At 59.9% G+C, this 16263-nt stretch carries 16 protein-coding genes and 5 tRNA genes; 9 read left to right on the top strand and 12 right to left on the bottom strand.

The window, feature by feature from the left end; translation table 11 throughout:
- The first annotated feature begins 89 nt into the window (after positions 1 to 89).
- Entirely contained in the window at positions 90 to 1922 is a 1833-nt protein-coding gene (recJ, locus tag JL39_RS20310) for a single-stranded-DNA-specific exonuclease RecJ (protein WP_037154884.1), read from the top strand.
- A 29-nt stretch (positions 1923 to 1951) separates the two neighbouring features.
- Here the strand turns inward: recJ and JL39_RS20315 are convergent.
- The 5 genes from JL39_RS20315 to gloA form a co-directional block, all read right to left on the bottom strand.
- A tRNA-Glu gene (locus JL39_RS20315) sits at positions 1952 to 2026 on the bottom strand.
- A gap of 58 nt (positions 2027 to 2084) precedes the next feature.
- Positions 2085 to 2159, bottom strand: a tRNA-Glu gene (locus JL39_RS20320).
- 152 nt (positions 2160 to 2311) lie between these two features.
- Positions 2312 to 2386, bottom strand: a tRNA-Glu gene (locus tag JL39_RS20325).
- Between the two features lie 118 nt (positions 2387 to 2504).
- Complete coding sequence (locus JL39_RS20330; protein WP_037154887.1) at positions 2505 to 3023, bottom strand: hypothetical protein; 519 nt, start codon at positions 3021 to 3023, stop codon at positions 2505 to 2507.
- A 197-nt stretch (positions 3024 to 3220) separates the two neighbouring features.
- Positions 3221 to 3661, bottom strand: coding sequence for a lactoylglutathione lyase (gloA, locus tag JL39_RS20335; protein WP_037154890.1), 441 nt, complete (start codon positions 3659 to 3661; stop codon positions 3221 to 3223).
- A 196-nt stretch (positions 3662 to 3857) separates the two neighbouring features.
- On the opposite strand from gloA, the gene JL39_RS20340 reads away from it, so the two are divergent.
- The 5 genes from JL39_RS20340 to JL39_RS20360 all read left to right on the top strand — a co-directional run bounded on the left by JL39_RS20340 (position 3858) and on the right by JL39_RS20360 (position 5560).
- Positions 3858 to 4436: a cold-shock protein gene (locus JL39_RS20340; RefSeq protein WP_037154893.1), complete on the top strand. Its 579-nt coding sequence runs from the start codon at positions 3858 to 3860 to the stop codon at positions 4434 to 4436.
- Positions 4436 to 4912 carry a DUF192 domain-containing protein gene (locus JL39_RS20345; RefSeq protein WP_037154897.1) on the top strand — a complete coding sequence of 159 codons (477 nt, stop codon included), beginning with the start codon at positions 4436 to 4438 and terminating at the stop codon, positions 4910 to 4912. Before JL39_RS20340 ends, JL39_RS20345 begins: the two co-directional genes overlap by 1 nt.
- Positions 4913 to 5003: 91 nt before the next feature.
- Positions 5004 to 5080, top strand: a tRNA-Pro gene (locus tag JL39_RS20350).
- A 49-nt stretch (positions 5081 to 5129) separates the two neighbouring features.
- Entirely contained in the window at positions 5130 to 5435 is a 306-nt protein-coding gene (locus tag JL39_RS20355) for an ETC complex I subunit (RefSeq protein ID WP_037154899.1), read from the top strand.
- Positions 5436 to 5483: 48 nt separating this feature from the next.
- Positions 5484 to 5560 (top strand) — tRNA-Arg (locus JL39_RS20360).
- 72 nt (positions 5561 to 5632) lie between these two features.
- Here JL39_RS20360 and JL39_RS20365 read toward each other — a convergent pair.
- Positions 5633 to 6775 carry a glycosyltransferase gene (locus JL39_RS20365; protein WP_037154901.1) on the bottom strand — a complete coding sequence of 381 codons (1143 nt, stop codon included), beginning with the start codon at positions 6773 to 6775 and terminating at the stop codon, positions 5633 to 5635.
- A 510-nt stretch (positions 6776 to 7285) separates the two neighbouring features.
- Between JL39_RS20365 and JL39_RS20370 the strand changes: the two genes are divergently transcribed.
- Positions 7286 to 7948 (top strand): hypothetical protein, encoded by a 663-nt coding sequence (locus JL39_RS20370; protein WP_037154903.1) that lies wholly within the window; start codon positions 7286 to 7288, stop codon positions 7946 to 7948.
- Between the two features lie 50 nt (positions 7949 to 7998).
- On the opposite strand, the gene JL39_RS20375 is transcribed toward JL39_RS20370, so the two are convergent.
- The 4 genes from JL39_RS20375 to JL39_RS20390 form a co-directional block, all read right to left on the bottom strand.
- Complete coding sequence (locus JL39_RS20375) at positions 7999 to 8772, bottom strand: amino acid ABC transporter ATP-binding protein (RefSeq protein ID WP_037154906.1); 774 nt, start codon at positions 8770 to 8772, stop codon at positions 7999 to 8001.
- A 30-nt stretch (positions 8773 to 8802) separates the two neighbouring features.
- Positions 8803 to 9960, bottom strand: coding sequence for an amino acid ABC transporter permease (locus JL39_RS20380; RefSeq protein ID WP_037154908.1), 1158 nt, complete (start codon positions 9958 to 9960; stop codon positions 8803 to 8805).
- A 4-nt stretch (positions 9961 to 9964) separates the two neighbouring features.
- Entirely contained in the window at positions 9965 to 11158 is a 1194-nt protein-coding gene (locus JL39_RS20385) for an amino acid ABC transporter permease (protein ID WP_037154911.1), read from the bottom strand.
- Between the two features lie 111 nt (positions 11159 to 11269).
- Positions 11270 to 12292 (bottom strand): amino acid ABC transporter substrate-binding protein, encoded by a 1023-nt coding sequence (locus JL39_RS20390; protein ID WP_037154914.1) that lies wholly within the window; start codon positions 12290 to 12292, stop codon positions 11270 to 11272.
- A gap of 370 nt (positions 12293 to 12662) precedes the next feature.
- Between JL39_RS20390 and JL39_RS20395 the strand changes: the two genes are divergently transcribed.
- Positions 12663 to 13853: a cystathionine beta-lyase gene (locus JL39_RS20395; protein ID WP_037154917.1), complete on the top strand. Its 1191-nt coding sequence runs from the start codon at positions 12663 to 12665 to the stop codon at positions 13851 to 13853.
- Here the strand turns inward: JL39_RS20395 and JL39_RS20400 are convergent, their stop codons facing one another.
- Positions 13854 to 15017: an FAD-dependent monooxygenase gene (locus JL39_RS20400; protein ID WP_037154919.1), complete on the bottom strand. Its 1164-nt coding sequence runs from the start codon at positions 15015 to 15017 to the stop codon at positions 13854 to 13856.
- Positions 15018 to 15040: 23 nt separating this feature from the next.
- Positions 15041 to 15286, bottom strand: a complete 246-nt coding sequence (locus tag JL39_RS20405; protein WP_037155346.1) for a zinc-finger domain-containing protein — start codon at positions 15284 to 15286, stop codon at positions 15041 to 15043.
- Between the two features lie 165 nt (positions 15287 to 15451).
- Between JL39_RS20405 and JL39_RS20410 the strand changes: the two genes are divergently transcribed.
- Positions 15452 to 16249, top strand: coding sequence for an alpha/beta hydrolase (locus tag JL39_RS20410; RefSeq protein ID WP_037155349.1), 798 nt, complete (start codon positions 15452 to 15454; stop codon positions 16247 to 16249).
- Positions 16250 to 16263 lie beyond the last annotated feature (14 nt).

Consider the following 16263-nt stretch of genomic DNA (forward strand, 5'->3'; position numbering starts at 1 on the left):
CTCACAATAAATTCAGGAGAGGACGCAATCCACACGATGGTTCGGTGGGGTGGATTACTGTTTCTCCTTGAATGCGCTAAAAGCGATCGATGACCAGACTTATCTCCGCGCTTTCGTCGGCGGCGGAAACGGTTGATCCCGTCCCGCGCGCATTCCTGGGTGTTGAACGCTCTGCAAGCGATCAGCGCTGGGTATCGCGTCTCGACCAGGCGGCGCAAAACAGGGCGCTCGCGATTGCCCAGATCCATGGCATCCCCGATCTTGTCGCCCGCGTTCTGGCAGGGCGCGGTGTTACGCTCGACGATGCTCTGGCCTTCCTTGATCCGACCATCCGTTCGCTGATGCCGGAGCCCTTCACCCTGACGGATTGCGAAAAAGCGGTGAACCGTCTGGCCGATGCCATCGCAAGGCGCGAGAAGGTAGCGATCTTCGGTGATTACGACGTCGATGGCGCCGCCTCTTCTGCGCTCCTCTATCGCTTCCTCCGGCATTTCGGCGTCGAGGCGGAAATCTACATTCCAGATCGCATCTTCGAGGGCTACGGCCCCAATCCGACGGCGATCCGCCAGTTGATCGCCAACGGTGCAGGACTCATCGTCACCGTCGATTGCGGCTCCACCAGCCATGATGCGCTCGCTGCCGCCCGCGACGAAGGCTGCGACGTCGTGGTCATCGACCACCACCAGCTCGGCCACGAACTGCCCCCATGCCTGGCGCTCGTTAATCCCAACCGCGAGGATGATCTTTCCGGCCAGGGCCACCTCTGCGCCGCCGGTGTGGTTTTCATGGTGCTCGTAGCCGCCGCGCGCCTTCTGCGTGAGCGTGGCGATCCGCGCGCAAAGTCGCTCGACCTGCTCGCCTGGCTGGACATCGTGGCGCTCGCGACCGTCTGCGACGTGGTGCCGCTCAAGGGCCTCAATCGCGCCTATGTGGTCAAGGGGCTGCTTGCCGCGCGCCATATGGGCAATGCAGGCCTCGCAGCACTTTTTCGCAAGGCTGGGCTTGGCGGGCCGGTGACGCCCTATCACATGGGTTTCCTCGTCGGTCCGCGTATCAATGCCGGTGGCCGCATCGGCGATGCGGCGCTGGGCAGTCGTCTGCTGACGCTGGACGACGCGGTCGAGGCCGAAGAGATCGCCGGTCGGCTGGATGAGCTCAACCGCGAGCGGCAGGCGATGGAGGCGGCCATGCTCGCTGAAGCGGAAGCCGAAGTGCTTGCCGAATACGGAACGGGCGAGGGCGCGTCAGTGCTGGTGACGGCAAGCGAGAAATGGCACCCCGGCATCGTCGGACTGATCGCCGCGCGACTGAAGGAGAAGTTCAGGCGTCCGGCCTTTGCGATCGCTTTCGATCCGTCCGGCAAGGGGATGGGATCCGGCCGCTCGATCAACGGTTTTGACATGGGTCGTATGGTTCGGGCCGCCGTCGACGCTGGCCTGCTCGTCAAGGGCGGTGGCCATGCCATGGCGGCGGGCCTGACGGTCGATCGGGCCAATCTCGGGCGTCTGCGCGCCTTCTTCGAGGAAATGGCGGGCGAAAGCGTGCCGGGCCTCGTCGCCAACCATGTGCTGAAGATCGATGGCGCTCTGTCGGCTTCCGGTGCGACGCTGGAGCTTTTCGATATGCTCGAACAGGCTGGCCCCTACGGCTCCGGCCATGCCCAGCCGGTCTTTGCGATCCCCGCCCATCGGCTGAAGGATGCGCGGTTGGTCGGCACGGCGCATATCAAGGTGACGCTGGAGGCGGTGGACGGCTCGCGGATTGAAGGAATCGCTTTCCGCGCCGCCGAGACGCCGCTCGGAAACATGCTGCTCAATTCGCGAGGAAGCCAGATCCACGCCGCCGGTTGCCTGAGCGCCGACCACTGGCAGGGCAACCGCCGGATCCAACTCCGCCTGCTCGACGCGGCAAAAGCGGTATAAACGCGATCAGTTCATTTTGAAGAGGGAAGTGGTACGCCCAACGGGACTCGAACCCGTGTTACCGCCGTGAGAGGGCGGCGTCCTGACCGCTAGACGATGGGCGCCTGCTACTGAAGATCAGCACCATACTATGAAAAAGATGGAATGCAAAAAAATGCCGGATGGCACGCCCTAGGGGAGTCGAACCCCTCTTTCCAGAATGAAAATCTGGCGTCCTAACCGATAGACGAAGGGCGCGTGCGGTGAGCGCCCTTATAGTGAGGGTGCTGACTTCCCGCAAGCGCAAAAATGCACTTTTTCCACTTGGCGGCCGCAAAAAAATGGCGCGCGCAAATGCCGCCGGCGATCAGCAGATAGAGAAGCAAAAACAAAAACTTGGGAGAAGGAAGTGGCACGCCCTAGGGGAGTCGAACCCCTCTTTCCAGAATGAAAATCTGGCGTCCTAACCGATAGACGAAGGGCGCGTGCGGTGAGCGATCTTATAGAGAGGTGATTTCTTTCCCGCAAGCGCCAAAACCATCTTTTTTGCAAAAAAATGACAGGTGTCGTGCGGTCGAATTTAGGGGCAAAAATAGCGTCGAATCAGCAAGTTAACGGATTGCCCTGCGGATCGGTGCCGCATGTCGCGGCAGGAACGGCCTGCTGAAGACCGAAGAGGCTTGCGGTTGTGGCGTTGAAATTACGCCTTGGCAGTTCGGCCGGAACCGGACCGCTGGCGGACGGGGAGGTGGAAGGCGCGGAAGCGGGCGGATTGGACGAGAAGATCGTGCTGCTGCCGGCACGGATGGCTGTCGGCTGGGTCGCGAGGCCGGCGATAGAGGAGGGCTGCGGAGCGGTGGGAGCGACCGGAAAACCGCTCTCGTTCGGCAACACTGTCGATGCAGGAGGAGTTTGCGTCTGGGCTCGTTGCTTTCCTGAGGCCTTGGAGATCATCGGATCGACATAGCGGCTCGAAGCGGTGGTGCCACCTTTGGCGAGAATCCCCTTGGCGCTTGCCGGCTTTGTCGTCTCAGGCTGCGATAAGCCTGCTTCGGCGGTTTCCCTCGTCGTGGTGCAGCCGCTCAGCAACAAGGCGGAAACGGATGCAGCAGCCAGCGCCATGCGGATGCTCGAAGAAGAGAAAGGCATTTTTGGCAAGGGAAGCCCCGTCAGCTCGCGTCGAATCGTGATTTGGAGCATCTCCCGGAAGTGCCGGATGGACAAGCCGCCTGAGACCGGCACGCGAGTGCCGGGTCAGCTTGAGGCAAGGTTGGATGAGGGCCGGCGCGGCGATTTGAGGAGCGCCGCGCCGGAGGGAATTACCATGTGCCGATATTTGGCATCGACGCCCAGGGCTCGGCGACCGGCAGGTTCTCGCCCTTCTGGAGGAGTTCGATGGAAATGCCGTCGGGAGACTTGACGAAGGCCATGCGGCCCTCGCGCGGCGGGCGGTTGATAGTGATGCCGTTGTCCTGCAGGTGCTTGCAGAAGTCGTAGATGTTGTCGACTTCATAGGCGAGGTGACCGAAATTGCGCCCGCCCGTATAGTCTTCGGTGTCCCAGTTATAGGTAAGCTCGATGCAAGGCGCGAGATTTTTCTCGGCAGCCTGGAGGTCGTCGGACGCGGCGAGGAAAACCAGAGTGAAACGGCCTTTTTCGTTTTCGCTGCGCCGAATCTCCTTCAACCCGAAAACAGTTGTATAGAAATGAAGCGAAGCATCCAGGTCTTTCACCCGGACCATGGTATGAAGATAACGCATTATGATGTCTCCCTCCGATGAATGCCGTACGGATATGGCGCAGACGTCAGCCTGGAGCAAGCCACCCTGAATAGAGATGAAGGTGGATAAAGCCAAGACGGGGACTTGCGCTGGACGGTTAGCGGGATGTTAATCTATCCTTCGGGAATCAGTTAAACCGTCACGTCGTAACGCGTAATCGAGGGGCCGACAGGATATGGCAGACAGGATGTCATCGAAGGGCGTTGCCGGTTTCGAGGAGCTCTCGGGTGAGCCGGTTGAGCTGATCGAGATCACCGGCGTCGTAAAGTGGTTCGACGTGGCCAAGGGATTCGGCTTCATCGTTCCCGATAACGGCATGCAGGATGTTCTCCTGCACGTGACCTGCCTCAGGCGCGACGGTTACCAGACGATCCTTGAGGGGACCCGCATCGTGGCGATGATCCAGAAGCGGGATCGTGGCTACCAGGCCTTCCGTATCCTCTCCATGGATCAGTCGACTGCCGTGCATCCCTCGCAGCTTCCGCCGGTTCGCACGCACGTACAAGTGACTGCTACCAGCGGGCTCGAACGCGCCTTGGTTAAATGGTTCAACCGCACCAAGGGTTTCGGCTTCCTGACGCGCGGCGAGGGGACAGAAGATATTTTCGTGCATATGGAGACGCTACGGCGCTTCGGCCTCACCGAATTGCGCCCCGGCCAGGTGGTCCTGGTCCGCTACGGGCCTGGCGACAAAGGCCTGATGGCCGCCGAAATTCATCCCGACAATCCCAATCCTGTGAGTCGGTCACACTGATGCGTATTTCGTTGAAAGTTATCAAAAGCGCCCTTGCGGCGCTTTTTCTGCTCCTGGCGGGGGCAGCGATCGCGCAGGAGATGACGTTCCCGCGCGACGAGCTTTCGATCAGGACGGCGGCTGGCGAGACTCACAGGCTTTCGATCGAGTTGGCGGTCACCGACGCGCAGCGGCAGCATGGCCTGATGTATCGCAAGGAAATGGCGCCGGATCACGGCATGCTGTTCGACTTTGGCCAGGCTCGGCGGGTTTCCATGTGGATGGAGAACACCGTTCTCGCCCTCGACATGCTGTTCATCCAGGGGGACGGCACGATTTCCCATATCAAGGAGAACGCCGTGCCCTTCTCGCGGGATATCATCGATTCGCAGGGACCGGTGAAATTCGTGCTGGAGATCAATGCCGGCCGGGCGAAGGCGCTTGGCATAAAGGTGGGCGACAAGGCGGTCGGCAAGCGCATCGGCAATCAGTGGTGATCCCCACTTAACTTTTCCTTTGATGGGCTAAGGCCTTATTTTGATGTTGCGACACAAAAAGGAACCGTGTATCTCGCAGTCAACGTAGGAACGGAGTGTAGCGCAGTCTGGTAGCGCATCTGGTTTGGGACCAGAGGGTCGGGAGTTCGAATCTCTCCACTCCGACCACGCTTTCAGGCGAGGCTTGCGCCGGTCCAGTCCATGGAGCGTCACAGGAATGCCCGCGAAGATCTATCGTCCCGCAAAAACCGCTATGCAGTCCGGCAAGGCCAAGACCCATCTCTGGGTCCTGGAGTTCGATCAGGAACAGCCGCGCCGCATTGATCCGATTCTCGGTTATACGTCTTCCGGCGATATGAAACAGCAGTTGCGGTTGACTTTTGAGACCCTGGAACAGGCGGAAGCCTATGCCAAGCGTGAAGGTATCGAATACCGGGTGATCCAGCCGAAGGATCCGGCCCGTCAGGTCGTTTCGTACACCGACAATTTTCGCTTCAACCGCGTCCAACCCTGGACACACTGATTTCGCGGTCCGGTCACAGGCATTGTGATGCCGGGCGCTGTCGGGATCGGCCCCTTAGCTCAACTGGATAGAGCAGCTGCCTTCTAAGCAGCAGGTCGCAGGTTCGAGTCCTGCAGGGGTCGCCATCTTTCACTTGTCCATTCCTGAAGGATAGGTGTCCTTCGGTGACATTCCCAAGATGCCGAACATGCCGAACGTCACGCCGCCGAAGGCGTGTTCAGTTCTGACCCTTCAGTGCCGATTGTCATCGTACTGCCGCGCCACTCGAACGAGCCGCCGATCCAGCTCCTAAGCCAGATCGCGGGCATCATGATGTCGCGCACCATCATTGCGGCGAAGGATGCAAGCGAAACAGGCCAGTTCTTCGCCAGAGCGAGGCCAAATTCCGGGAGATAGGTGGCGAGGAGAACTGCGACTGCGACGGCGGTCGCGCTGACATCGGCTATCAGAGCGGCGGCAATTCCAAAAAGGAGCGGCGGCAGGCTGCCGAGCAGGATTTCGGGTGCAAAATAGGCGGGAAATGTGACACGGCGGAGCCTCGCCCATCGGCTCTGGCGGCCCCAGATTTCGGCGAGGTTGCGTCGACCGAGCGGCTGCTCGAAAGGCGAAGCAACAAGATGGACCTTTCGTCCGATCCCGTGGACCAGCTTCGTGGCGGCAGCATCTTCCGCTATCTCCGCCGCCAGTGCTTCAATGCCGCCCTCGGCATTGAGCATCGGCTTGTACCAAAGCATGCTCTTGCCCTGGGCGAAACCAAACCCGACGGCCTCCCCGGCATATTGCCACCTGGCCTGATGCGTATTGAGAAACACGCATTCGACCTTGGCCCAGAAACCGTCCGGCCGCGAACCGAGAGGTGTCGAACAGACAACGCCGGTGTCTTTTCGCCAGCCGGCCATGAGGTGCTGCACGTAGTCGGGCGGCATGAGTACGTTCGAGTCGGCCAATATGACCCAGTCGTTTGTCGCTGCGCGCCATCCTTTGACACAGTTGTTCAGCTTCGGATTGGCGCTTATGCGGTCGTCGCCGATGAGGATGCGTGCAGGAACCGCGGGATGGGCCGCAATCGCATCCTGAATCTTGGAGACAACCGGATCCCGTTCGTCCGCAACGCAAAAGATCAGCTCATAATGTGGCCAGTCGAGCGCGAAGGCATGCGCGAGCGTCAAGGAGGTAAAATTCTCGATCCCGCAGGCAGGGATGACGATCGATGCGGGAGGTTGTTTGGGAAGGGGTGGAGCCGCAGAACCGCTCGGCGAGAGCCGCCGTGCTGCGATGATTATGCTGACGAGATTGACGAGCAGGAAGGCTATCGCAGCGATGGCAAGGTAGTATTCCATTCACGATCACTCCAATGCGGCTTCGTGCAATCACTCGAAGGTAATGTGTAGTGATGTCGATTCGGCGGGCTTTGGCACCGAGGACAGCATTGTCATGCGTCAGTTCGATGACAGTTGATCGTCAACTGGCGCATCGGCCCGAAAATCGAAATCAATTGTCAAAAAAGCACGATGCGCCGGCCAAGGAAGGGGATGCCAGAATTTGTTCCTGGAATGAAAGACGCCATCTCTGGAACTCTGTTGCGGTTCGGACACAAGCACCTACAGCAAGGCCGAGATGCCTGCTGCACTGCCCAAAATCGCATTCTTGCCGCATTATGGCTTCCGATGCGTCGCATTTATTCATATACTGTTCATGTTCGCTTCGAGGCGAAAGTCGAAGCGATGATTCGCACAGCCGATCGGGGTGAAAACTGCCCCTCATATTCGAAATTGCGTGTGGCAGCGATGAAGGCTGCAATCCCAGCGTACCAGATGTTTTATGGGCCTTCGAAGTAGGGATTGTTATTCATGAACGTTAAGACTCTTGCTGCCGGTTTGGCGGCACTGATGAGTGCGGCCTTTTGGGGCGCCGGTTCCGCATCTGCGGACGACAAGCCACTGATTTGGAAACCTTCCAAGACGTCCGATACCAGCTATTCCGTCAAGCTGGGCCTGAAGTTGCCGTCGCGGCTTGAGCCGGAGGCTGGCGTCTCGATGGGAGTGAACACCACGAAAAGCGGCGCACCTGTCGATACGCCCATCAAGTTCTGGAGTAATTTCACGGCCGAGAAGATTGAGATGCCTGCCTATCAGATGAACCGCGGCGTCGGCGTCAATCTCGATGGCAGCAGTGGCAGCGCGGCGATCACCATGAATTATTATGAGAAGGAGATTGTAACGCCGACGATCGATATCGAGAGGCGGAGCAGTTACGGCATGCGTTATGACGGCGCGTCCGGCGAATGGTGTGGCGTCGATGCCAGCCAGTCCGTGCGGCTGTCGCACGGGCCAAGTGGTATGGCGGTCATTGGTCGAGCGTCCGGCACCAATGGTTTCAAGGTCGTCGGCGCCGGCATCGGCGTTGAAAAGAATTTCGGCAGGCATATGACGATCAGCGGCGCGCTCGATCGGACGTCGGATGCGCCCGATCCCGTTGCCAGCGTCAACGCCCGCTATTCATTCAAATGGTGAAAAAAACGGGGCGCTGACACGCCCCGTATCGCCAAGGCCGGATGGAATGCTCAGTGCAGGATCTGGCTGAGGAAAAGCTTTGTGCGCTCGTGCTGCGGATTGTCAAAGAACTCCGCCGGAGAGTTCTGTTCGACGATCTGCCCCTGGTCCATGAAGATGACGCGGTTCGCCACCTGGCGCGCGAAGCCCATTTCATGGGTGACGCAGAGCATGGTCATGCCCTCTTCGGCGAGGCCCACCATCGTATCGAGAACTTCCTTGACCATTTCCGGATCGAGCGCCGACGTCGGTTCGTCGAACAGCATGATCTTCGGCTTCATGCAGAGCGAGCGGGCAATCGCCACGCGCTGCTGCTGGCCGCCGGAGAGCTGGCCCGGATATTTGTTGGCCTGTTCCGGGATCTTGACGCGCCGCAGATAATGCATCGCGATCTCCTCGGCCTCCTTCTTCGGCATCTTGCGGACCCAGATCGGCGCGAGCGTGCAGTTCTCAAGAATCGTCAGATGCGGGAAGAGGTTGAAGTGCTGGAATACCATGCCGACTTCGCGGCGCACTTCGTCGATTTTCTTCAGATCGTTGGTAAGTTCGATGCCGTCGACGATGATCGAGCCGGACTGGTGCTCCTCCAGCCGGTTGATGCAGCGGATCATCGTCGACTTGCCGGAGCCGGACGGGCCGGCGATGACGATGCGCTCGCCGCCCATGACCTTGAGATTGATGTCGCGCAGCACGTGGAAGTCGCCGTACCACTTGTTCATCTTGATGATTTCGACGGCGACGTCGGTGGTGGAGACAGTCAGTTTCTTGAGTTGGGCTTCAGCCATTTTTATCCCCTTGTGTTTCCTTCGCGGCGATTACCGCGTGTGGCTCGTATCGAGATGCCGTTCCATGAAGGCGGAATAGCGCGACATTCCGAAACAAAATAGCCAGAAGATGAAGCCTGCGAAAATGAGGCCGGTGATCGGCGTGACCGGCGTGATCCAGGTCGTGTCGGTGAAGTTGAGCCGCACGATGCCGAGCAGGTCGAACATGCCGATGATCGATACGAGCGAAGTATCCTTGAACAGGCCGATGAAGGTGTTGACGATGCCCGGAATGACGAGCTTGACCGCCTGCGGCAGGATGACCAGCCGCATCTTCTGCCAATAGCTCAAGCCCAGCGAATCGGCCCCTTCCGACTGGCCCTTCGGGATCGCCTGCAGACCGCCGCGGATGACTTCGGCCATATAGGCGGACGCGAAGATCGCCACACCGACGAGAGCGCGCAGAAAATTGTCGATCGTCCAGCCGGTCGGCAGGAAGAGCGGCAGCATCACGTTCGCCATGAAGAGAACGCTGATCAGCGGCACGCCGCGGATGATCTCGATGAAGCCGACGCAGAACATGCGGATCACCGGCATGTTCGAGCGGCGTCCAAGCGCAAGCAGGATGCCGACCGGGAGTGATACCGCGATCCCCACGAAGGAGAGGATAAGGGTCACCATCAATCCGCCCCAGAGCGGTGTTTCCACTTCCCTGAGACCGAAGATGTTGCCATGCAGCAGGAAGAAGGCGACGATCGGGAAGACGACGAAGAAGAGCAGGGCATTGAGACCCTTGCGCGGCATTTTCGGGATCAGCATCGGCACGAGCAGCGCCACGAACAGGATCGCGACGAGCATCGGCCGCCAGCGTTCGTCCATCGGGTAGCGGCCGAACATGAACTGCTGGAAGCGGTCACCCACGAAGGCCCAGCAGGCGCCTTTCCAGCCGTCCGGCTGGATGCCTCCCTGGACGATCGTCGTGCAGACGCTCCGGTCGGAACCCGACCAGACGGCATCGAAGAACAGCCATTCGAGCATGCCGGGCACGGTCCACAGCAGGAGGGCGGCGGCGATCACCGTCAGCGCGGTATCCTTCGGCGTTGCAAGCAGATTGGTCCTGATCCAGCCTGAGATGGTCTTGGTGCTGAGCGGGGCGGGTTCCGGCCCCAGCATTTCGGCGCGGACGTAGGCGAGGTTTTTCGGATTCATGGCCTTACCTTTCCACCAGCGCCATCTTGGCGTTGAACCAGTTCATGAACATCGAGGTCGCGATACTGATCGCCAGGTAAACGGTCAGCATGATGGAGATCGCTTCCACGGCCTGACCGGTCTGGTTCAGCGTCGTGCTGGTCGTGGAGAAGAGTTCGGGAAAGCCGATCGCAACGCCGAGCGAGGAGTTCTTGGTCAGGTTGAGATATTGGCTTGTAAGCGGCGGAATGATGATGCGCATGGCCTGCGGTACGATCACGAGACGCGTCGTATGCGAGGGCTGCAGGCCAAGCGCGAAAGAGGCCTCGCTTTGACCCTTCGGAACGCCGCGGATGCCGGCGCGGATGACTTCGGCGATGAAGGATGCCGTATAAAGCGATAGCGCGAGATAAAGCGCTACGAATTCCGGCAGAATGCGCGTGCCGCCTGTCAGATTGAAGCGACCGGCAATCGGATAATCGAAGGTCAGCGGCGCACCCGCAGCCAGGAAGGCGAGGACCGGCAGGCCGGCGATCAGCCCGATGCCGGCCCAGACCGTATGGAATTGCTTGCCCGTCGCGATCTGGCGCTGCCTTGCCCATCGGGCAACCACCATGGTGGCGACGATGCCGATGATGATGGCGAGCGGAATCAACCAGGCCCCGTCTCCCCAGATCGGCCGCGGAAAGGCAAGACCACGATTGTTCAGGAAGATGCTGAAGGGAAGGGCGATCGAATCCCGGACCTGGGGCAGGGAGTCCAGCACGCCCTTGTACCAGAAGAAGATGATGAGCAGCACCGGGATGTTGCGGAAGACTTCCACATAGACGGTGCAGAGCCTTGCGATCAGCCAGTTCTTTGAAAGACGGCCGAGACCGATGATGAAGCCGACGATCGTGGCGGTGATGATACCAAAAACGGCGACCAGCACCGTGTTGAGGAAACCGACGAAGATGGCGCGGCCATAGGTGGAGTCACTGGTATAAGGAATGAGAGCCTGGCCGATGTCGAAACCGGCGCGGCCCCTCAGGAAGCCATAGCCCGAGGCGGTGCCGGATCTGGCGAGGTTTTCAGCGGTATTGTCGAAGATCCACCAGCCGGCAACGATGATGATGAGGAGGGTGAGCGCCTGGAAAAAAATACCCCGAAATCTTGGGTCATACGCGTAGGACCTTAAGGTCCGCGCCTCGGAAGGCGCAATTGCAGCGTGATCTGTCATGCTGGCCTTTTCCCCTGGCGACCTCGCTTTGGAGGTCTTTTTCTTTTTATGCGTCTTTTCTTATGTGAAGGACAAGACGGCAAAGCCGTCTTGTCCCTTAGCGTTTGCCGATCAGCGGATCGGCGGAGCGTATTGCAGACCGCCCTTGGTCCAGAGCGCGTTCAGGCCGCGCTCGATTTTCAGCGGCGTGTTCTGGCCGATATTGCGCTCGAAGACATCACCGTAATTGCCGACGCCTTTGACAATATTGTAGGCCCATTCATTGGTCAGGCCGAGGTCGGTGCCGATCTTGGTGTCCTGCTCCACGCCCAGGAAGCGGCGGATGTCCGGGTTGGTCGAATTCTTCATCTCGTCGACATTGGCCTGTGTGATGCCGAATTCCTCGGCCTGCACCAAGGCGTAGCCGGCCCACATGACGATGTCGAACCACTGGTCGTCGCCCTGGCGGACGGCCGGGCCGAGCGGCTCCTTGGAGATGATCTCTGGCAGGACGACATGGTCGTTCGGGTTGGAGAGTCCGAGACGGATTGAATAGAGGCCCGACTGGTCGGTCGTGTAGACGTCGCAGCGGCCGGCCTGGTAGGCGGCATTCACTTCCTCGAGCTTTTCGAAGACGACCGGGTTGTATTGCAGGTTGTTCGCCTTGAAATAGTCGGCAAGGTTAAGTTCCGTCGTGGTGCCGGACTGGACGCAGACGGCGGCGCCGGAAAGCTCGAGGGCCGACTTCACGTTGAGGCTCTTCGGAACCATGAAACCCTGGCCGTCATAATAGTTGACGTAGCGGAAGTTCAGGCCGAGAGCGGTATCGCGGCTGATCGTCCAGGTCGTGTTACGGGCGAGGAGATCGACTTCGCCGGACTGCAGGGCCGTGAAGCGGCTTTGCGCCGTGGTCGGCGTATATTTGACCTTGGTCGCATCGCCGAAGATCGCCGCGGCGACGGCCTTGCAATAATCGACGTCGAAACCGGTCCAGTTGCCGGCCGAATCCGGTGCGGCAAAGCCGGCAAGGCCGGTATTGACGCCGCATTGAACGAAACCCTTGGACTTCACGTTATCCAGCGTGGCAGCCGATGCGGCCGAGGCAAAGCCCAGGACCGCTGCGCCAATAGCGGCCGACAGAAGCGTCTTTTTCATTTTTTCCCAACCTTATCTCTTGGTCTTGTGTGATTTTGTGACACCGCGCCGCTCCCCTGATTCTCTTTGAATACGGCCGGTCGCCCGGCAACCCTCCCGGTGCGGGTGCGTGCTATCTCATTCGCAAAACAACGCAGGGTCAAGTGTCGCCGTTTCGAATTGCGTCGGAAATAAGGTAAATTCCTCGTCACGGCACAGGAAATCATCAGTTACTTAAAGTTTAGGCGGACAGTGATCAAAACTGAAGCGATTCTCACTAGATAGCAGGTTCCCTGATGTTTTTAATCGGCTGCTTCAATCGGGGTTGACCGTATCTTGTTCCAGCGGCAAAACTCCAGTTCATGCCCTGCTAACGAAAGTTTTCCCCGATATGAAGATTAAGAATGAGTCCCTGCTCGCCGATGCTGGTCCGAACACGCGCCTTGCTCATATGGGGCATGATCCGTCCGGCTATAATGGCTTCGTCAATCCTCCGGTCGTCCACGCCTCGACGGTGCTTTTCCCAGACACCGCGACGATGGAGAAGCGGGCTCAGAAATATACCTACGGCACGCGCGCCACGCCGACCACGGATGCGCTCTGCGCCGCTTTCGATGAACTGGAAGGGTCTGCCGGCACCATTCTCGTCCCGTCGGGGCTTGCTGCGATCACGGTTCCGTTTCTCGCCTATCTTTCGGCCGGCGACCACGCGCTGATCGTGGATTCGGTCTACACACCCTGCCGCCATTTCTGCGACACGATGCTGAAGCGGCTCGGCGTCGAGATCGACTATTACGATCCGGAAATCGGAGCCGGGATCGAGGCGCTGATCAAGCCGAACACGAAGCTCGTCCATACCGAAGCGCCGGGCTCCAACACCTTCGAAATGCAGGATATCCGGACGATCGCGGAAGTGGCGCACAGGCACGATTGTGTCGTCACCATGGACAATACCTGGGCGACGCCGCTTTATTTTCGGCCGCTCGATTTCGGCGTCGACGTATCGATCCATGCGACGACGAAATATCCGTCCGGGCACTCGGACATCATCATGGGGTCGGTTTCCGCCAATGCCAGACACTGGCCGCGGCTCGAGGAATCCCGTATCGCGCTCGGCATCTGCGGTGCGCCGGACGATTCCTATCAGATCCTGCGCGGCCTGCGCACGATGGGTATCCGTCTCGAACATCACCAGAAGAGCGCGCTCGATATCGCCAGGTGGCTGGAAACCCGTAACGACGTGGCCCGTGTCCTGCATCCGGCGCTGCCGAGTTTTCCGGGCCATGAAATCTGGAAGCGCGATTTCAAGGGCGCGAGCGGCGTCTTCTCCTTCGTTCTGAAGGCGGATGCCGAAAACGCCAAGGCAAAGGCACACGCCTTCCTGGATGCGCTTTCCTTCTTCGGCCTCGGTTATTCCTGGGGCGGTTACGAGAGCCTTGCCGTGCACGTCAACCTGTCGGATCGCACCATTCGCAAGGCGCCGCCGGAAGGCCCCGTCATTCGCCTGCAGATCGGCCTCGAAGATGTCGCCGATCTCAGGAAGGATCTGGAAGCGGGTTTCGCGGCAGCGGCAGAGGTCTGATTACTCGGCCCTGAAGCCGTAAAGCCAGTCGAGGTCCGCTGCGAGCGATTGCGGCGAGCGAAGCGACAGCACGACGTTGCGGCCGAGCCTGATTGGTCCACGGGCATGATAGGCAAAGCGGTTGAAGAGGCCGCGAGCGCGAACTTTGGCGGCTCGGGCGGTGCGGTCGCTCTCGAACGAGGACAAGGCTTGGGCAAGCGGCAGGGGACCTGCCACCCTATTGGCAAGTACGAAGGCATCTTCGATCGCCATCGCGGCGCCCTGGGCCGCGAACGGCATCATCGCATGGGCTGCATCGCCGATCAGGGCCATGTTCCGGCCGTTCTGCCAGCGTCCAGGGCTGACCTGGTAGAGCGGCCAGAATGTCGGTCTTTCGGTCCTCTCGAGGAGATCGACGATGCGCCGGTCCCAGCGATGGAATTGCGAAAGCAGCATGTGCCGCTGCGCTTCGCTTGCTTCCGCATCCCAGGTCTCGCCGGGACTGATGCCCGAGGCGATGGCGACGATGTTGAAGCCGTCGACCTCTTTCAGCGGATAGGCGACAAGATGGGTCGAAGGACCGAGGAATGCGGTGACCTGATCGGGAACCAGCCATGAAGGCATAGCGCCGTTCGAGATCGTGAAGCGCCACGCGACATTATGCGAAAAGTCAGGCTTCGGAGCGTGCGGAATCTCGGTGCGCAGGTTCGACCAGACGCCGTCGGCGCCGACGATCAGCGGATAGGTCTTGCCGGTGATCCTTGTCAGCGTCTCATGTGCGTTCTCGCGCACGGGCGTGCCGAGATGAACCGTGCAGAGCGGGTTCTGTTTGACGGCCGAAAGCAGCGCATTCTGCAGCGTGGCGCGGTGAAGAACACCATAGGGAGCCCCCCATCGTTCGCGGGCAAAGCGGCCGGCTGGGACATGGGCGATCGGCCGGAGTGAAAGGCCGGAGACGAGAGCGATCCGCTCGGGCTCGGTCCAGACCGCTTCCAACGCAGGAAGCACGCCGAGTTCGGACAGCACGCGGGAAGCGTTCGGTGATATCTGCAGGCCGGCGCCGACCTCGACAAGGGCTGCCGCTTCTTCGAAGATGTCGGCGGCGATTCCGCGGTGCGCGAAGGAAAGCGCAGCCGTCAGCCCGGCCATGCCGGCGCCGATGATCGCTACTCTCTCAATGGACATGGTATCGGCCGGTCAGCGGGAATTCACGCGGCCTGCACGTGGAAGACACAGCCCGGCGGATCGGTCTGCTCGGACTTCAGGGACGGATTGTAACGATAAAGGGTCGAACAATAGGAGCAGACCTTTTCGACGTCGTCTCCCATGTCGATGAATATATGCGGATGATCGAACGGCACGGACGCGCCGGTGCACATGAATTCCTTCACGCCGATCTGGATCATCCGATATCCGCCGTCGTTCTGGAAATGAGGAATGCTGTGCCCGGCCATGATGGTCTCCATGCTTCTGATTTGCGGCGGACATTATCGCCGTGCGTTCAAAATGTGTAGTGGGAAAACCGCCGCGGGCCTCCCGATTTCGTATCGTGCATGGGTTCAAACCGGACGGCGGATCACCTATGGTCCGATAAAAAAGATGCCGCCAAAGGTCGACTGATGAATCTCAATGCTCCCGCCTTCTCTTCATTTTCCCACGATGGTCTGAAGCTTGCTTATTTTGACGAAGGCGATCCTTCCGGCGATCCGGTGTTGCTGATCCACGGCTTTGCCTCGAGTGCGCTCGTCAACTGGGTCCATCCGGGCTGGCTGAAAACGCTGGGCGATGCGGGCTACCGGGTGATCGCGATCGACAATCGCGGCCATGGCGCAAGCGACAAGCCGCTTGATCCGGAGGCCTACCGGCCCTGGGTAATGGCTGAGGATTCGATCGCTCTCCTCGATCATTTGCGCATTCCGGAAGCGCATCTCTTCGGTTATTCCATGGGCGCCCGCATCTCGGTTTTTGCGGCTCTTGCTCATCCTCACCGCGTGCGCTCGCTGGTGCTCGGCGGCCTCGGGATCGGCATGACGGACGGGGTAGGGGATTGGGATCCGATCGCCGACGCGCTGCTTGCGCCGTCCGTCGAGGATGTCACTCATGCGCGCGGAAAGACGTTCCGCGCCTTTGCCGACCAGACGAAGAGCGACAGAGAGGCGCTTGCGGCCTGTATTCGCGGCTCGCGCGATCTTGTTTCCCGCGCCGATATGGGCCGCATCGAGGCGCCGACGCTGATCGGGGTGGGGACGAAGGACGATATCGCCGGCTCACCGCAGGAACTCGCGGCGTTGATGCCGCATGCGATCGCGCTCGATATCCCGGGCCGCGATCATATGCTGGCCGTCGGCGACCGGGTATTCAGGAAGGCGGTTCTGGATTTTTATGCAGAGCTTTCGGCAAGAGAACAGGTTCTCTGATCATAACGATCAAC

Origin of the sequence: Rhizobium sp. YS-1r, from assembly GCF_000757525.1 — a bacterium.
Taxonomy (GTDB): Bacteria; Pseudomonadota; Alphaproteobacteria; order Rhizobiales; family Rhizobiaceae; genus Neorhizobium; species Neorhizobium petrolearium.

Bases quoted from the DNA above. Each gene is read 5' to 3' on its own strand.
- JL39_RS20410 (WP_037155349.1), top strand. From the start codon at position 15,452: ATGAATCTCAATGCTCCCGCCTTCTCTTCATTTTCCCACGATGGTCTG.
- JL39_RS20340 (WP_037154893.1), top strand. From the start codon at position 3,858: ATGGCAGACAGGATGTCATCGAAGGGCGTTGCCGGTTTCGAGGAGCTC.
- JL39_RS20375 (WP_037154906.1), bottom strand. From the start codon at position 8,772: ATGGCTGAAGCCCAACTCAAGAAACTGACTGTCTCCACCACCGACGTC.
- JL39_RS20330 (WP_037154887.1), bottom strand. From the start codon at position 3,023: ATGGCGCTGGCTGCTGCATCCGTTTCCGCCTTGTTGCTGAGCGGCTGC.
- JL39_RS20345 (WP_037154897.1), top strand. From the start codon at position 4,436: ATGCGTATTTCGTTGAAAGTTATCAAAAGCGCCCTTGCGGCGCTTTTT.
- JL39_RS20355 (WP_037154899.1), top strand. From the start codon at position 5,130: ATGCCCGCGAAGATCTATCGTCCCGCAAAAACCGCTATGCAGTCCGGC.
- gloA (WP_037154890.1), bottom strand. From the start codon at position 3,661: ATGCGTTATCTTCATACCATGGTCCGGGTGAAAGACCTGGATGCTTCG.
- JL39_RS20390 (WP_037154914.1), bottom strand. From the start codon at position 12,292: ATGAAAAAGACGCTTCTGTCGGCCGCTATTGGCGCAGCGGTCCTGGGC.
- JL39_RS20400 (WP_037154919.1), bottom strand. From the start codon at position 15,017: ATGTCCATTGAGAGAGTAGCGATCATCGGCGCCGGCATGGCCGGGCTG.
- JL39_RS20380 (WP_037154908.1), bottom strand. From the start codon at position 9,960: ATGAATCCGAAAAACCTCGCCTACGTCCGCGCCGAAATGCTGGGGCCG.
- JL39_RS20405 (WP_037155346.1), bottom strand. From the start codon at position 15,286: ATGGCCGGGCACAGCATTCCTCATTTCCAGAACGACGGCGGATATCGG.
- JL39_RS20385 (WP_037154911.1), bottom strand. From the start codon at position 11,158: ATGACAGATCACGCTGCAATTGCGCCTTCCGAGGCGCGGACCTTAAGG.
- recJ (WP_037154884.1), top strand. From the start codon at position 90: ATGACCAGACTTATCTCCGCGCTTTCGTCGGCGGCGGAAACGGTTGAT.
- JL39_RS20365 (WP_037154901.1), bottom strand. From the start codon at position 6,775: ATGGAATACTACCTTGCCATCGCTGCGATAGCCTTCCTGCTCGTCAAT.
- JL39_RS20370 (WP_037154903.1), top strand. From the start codon at position 7,286: ATGAACGTTAAGACTCTTGCTGCCGGTTTGGCGGCACTGATGAGTGCG.
- JL39_RS20395 (WP_037154917.1), top strand. From the start codon at position 12,663: ATGAAGATTAAGAATGAGTCCCTGCTCGCCGATGCTGGTCCGAACACG.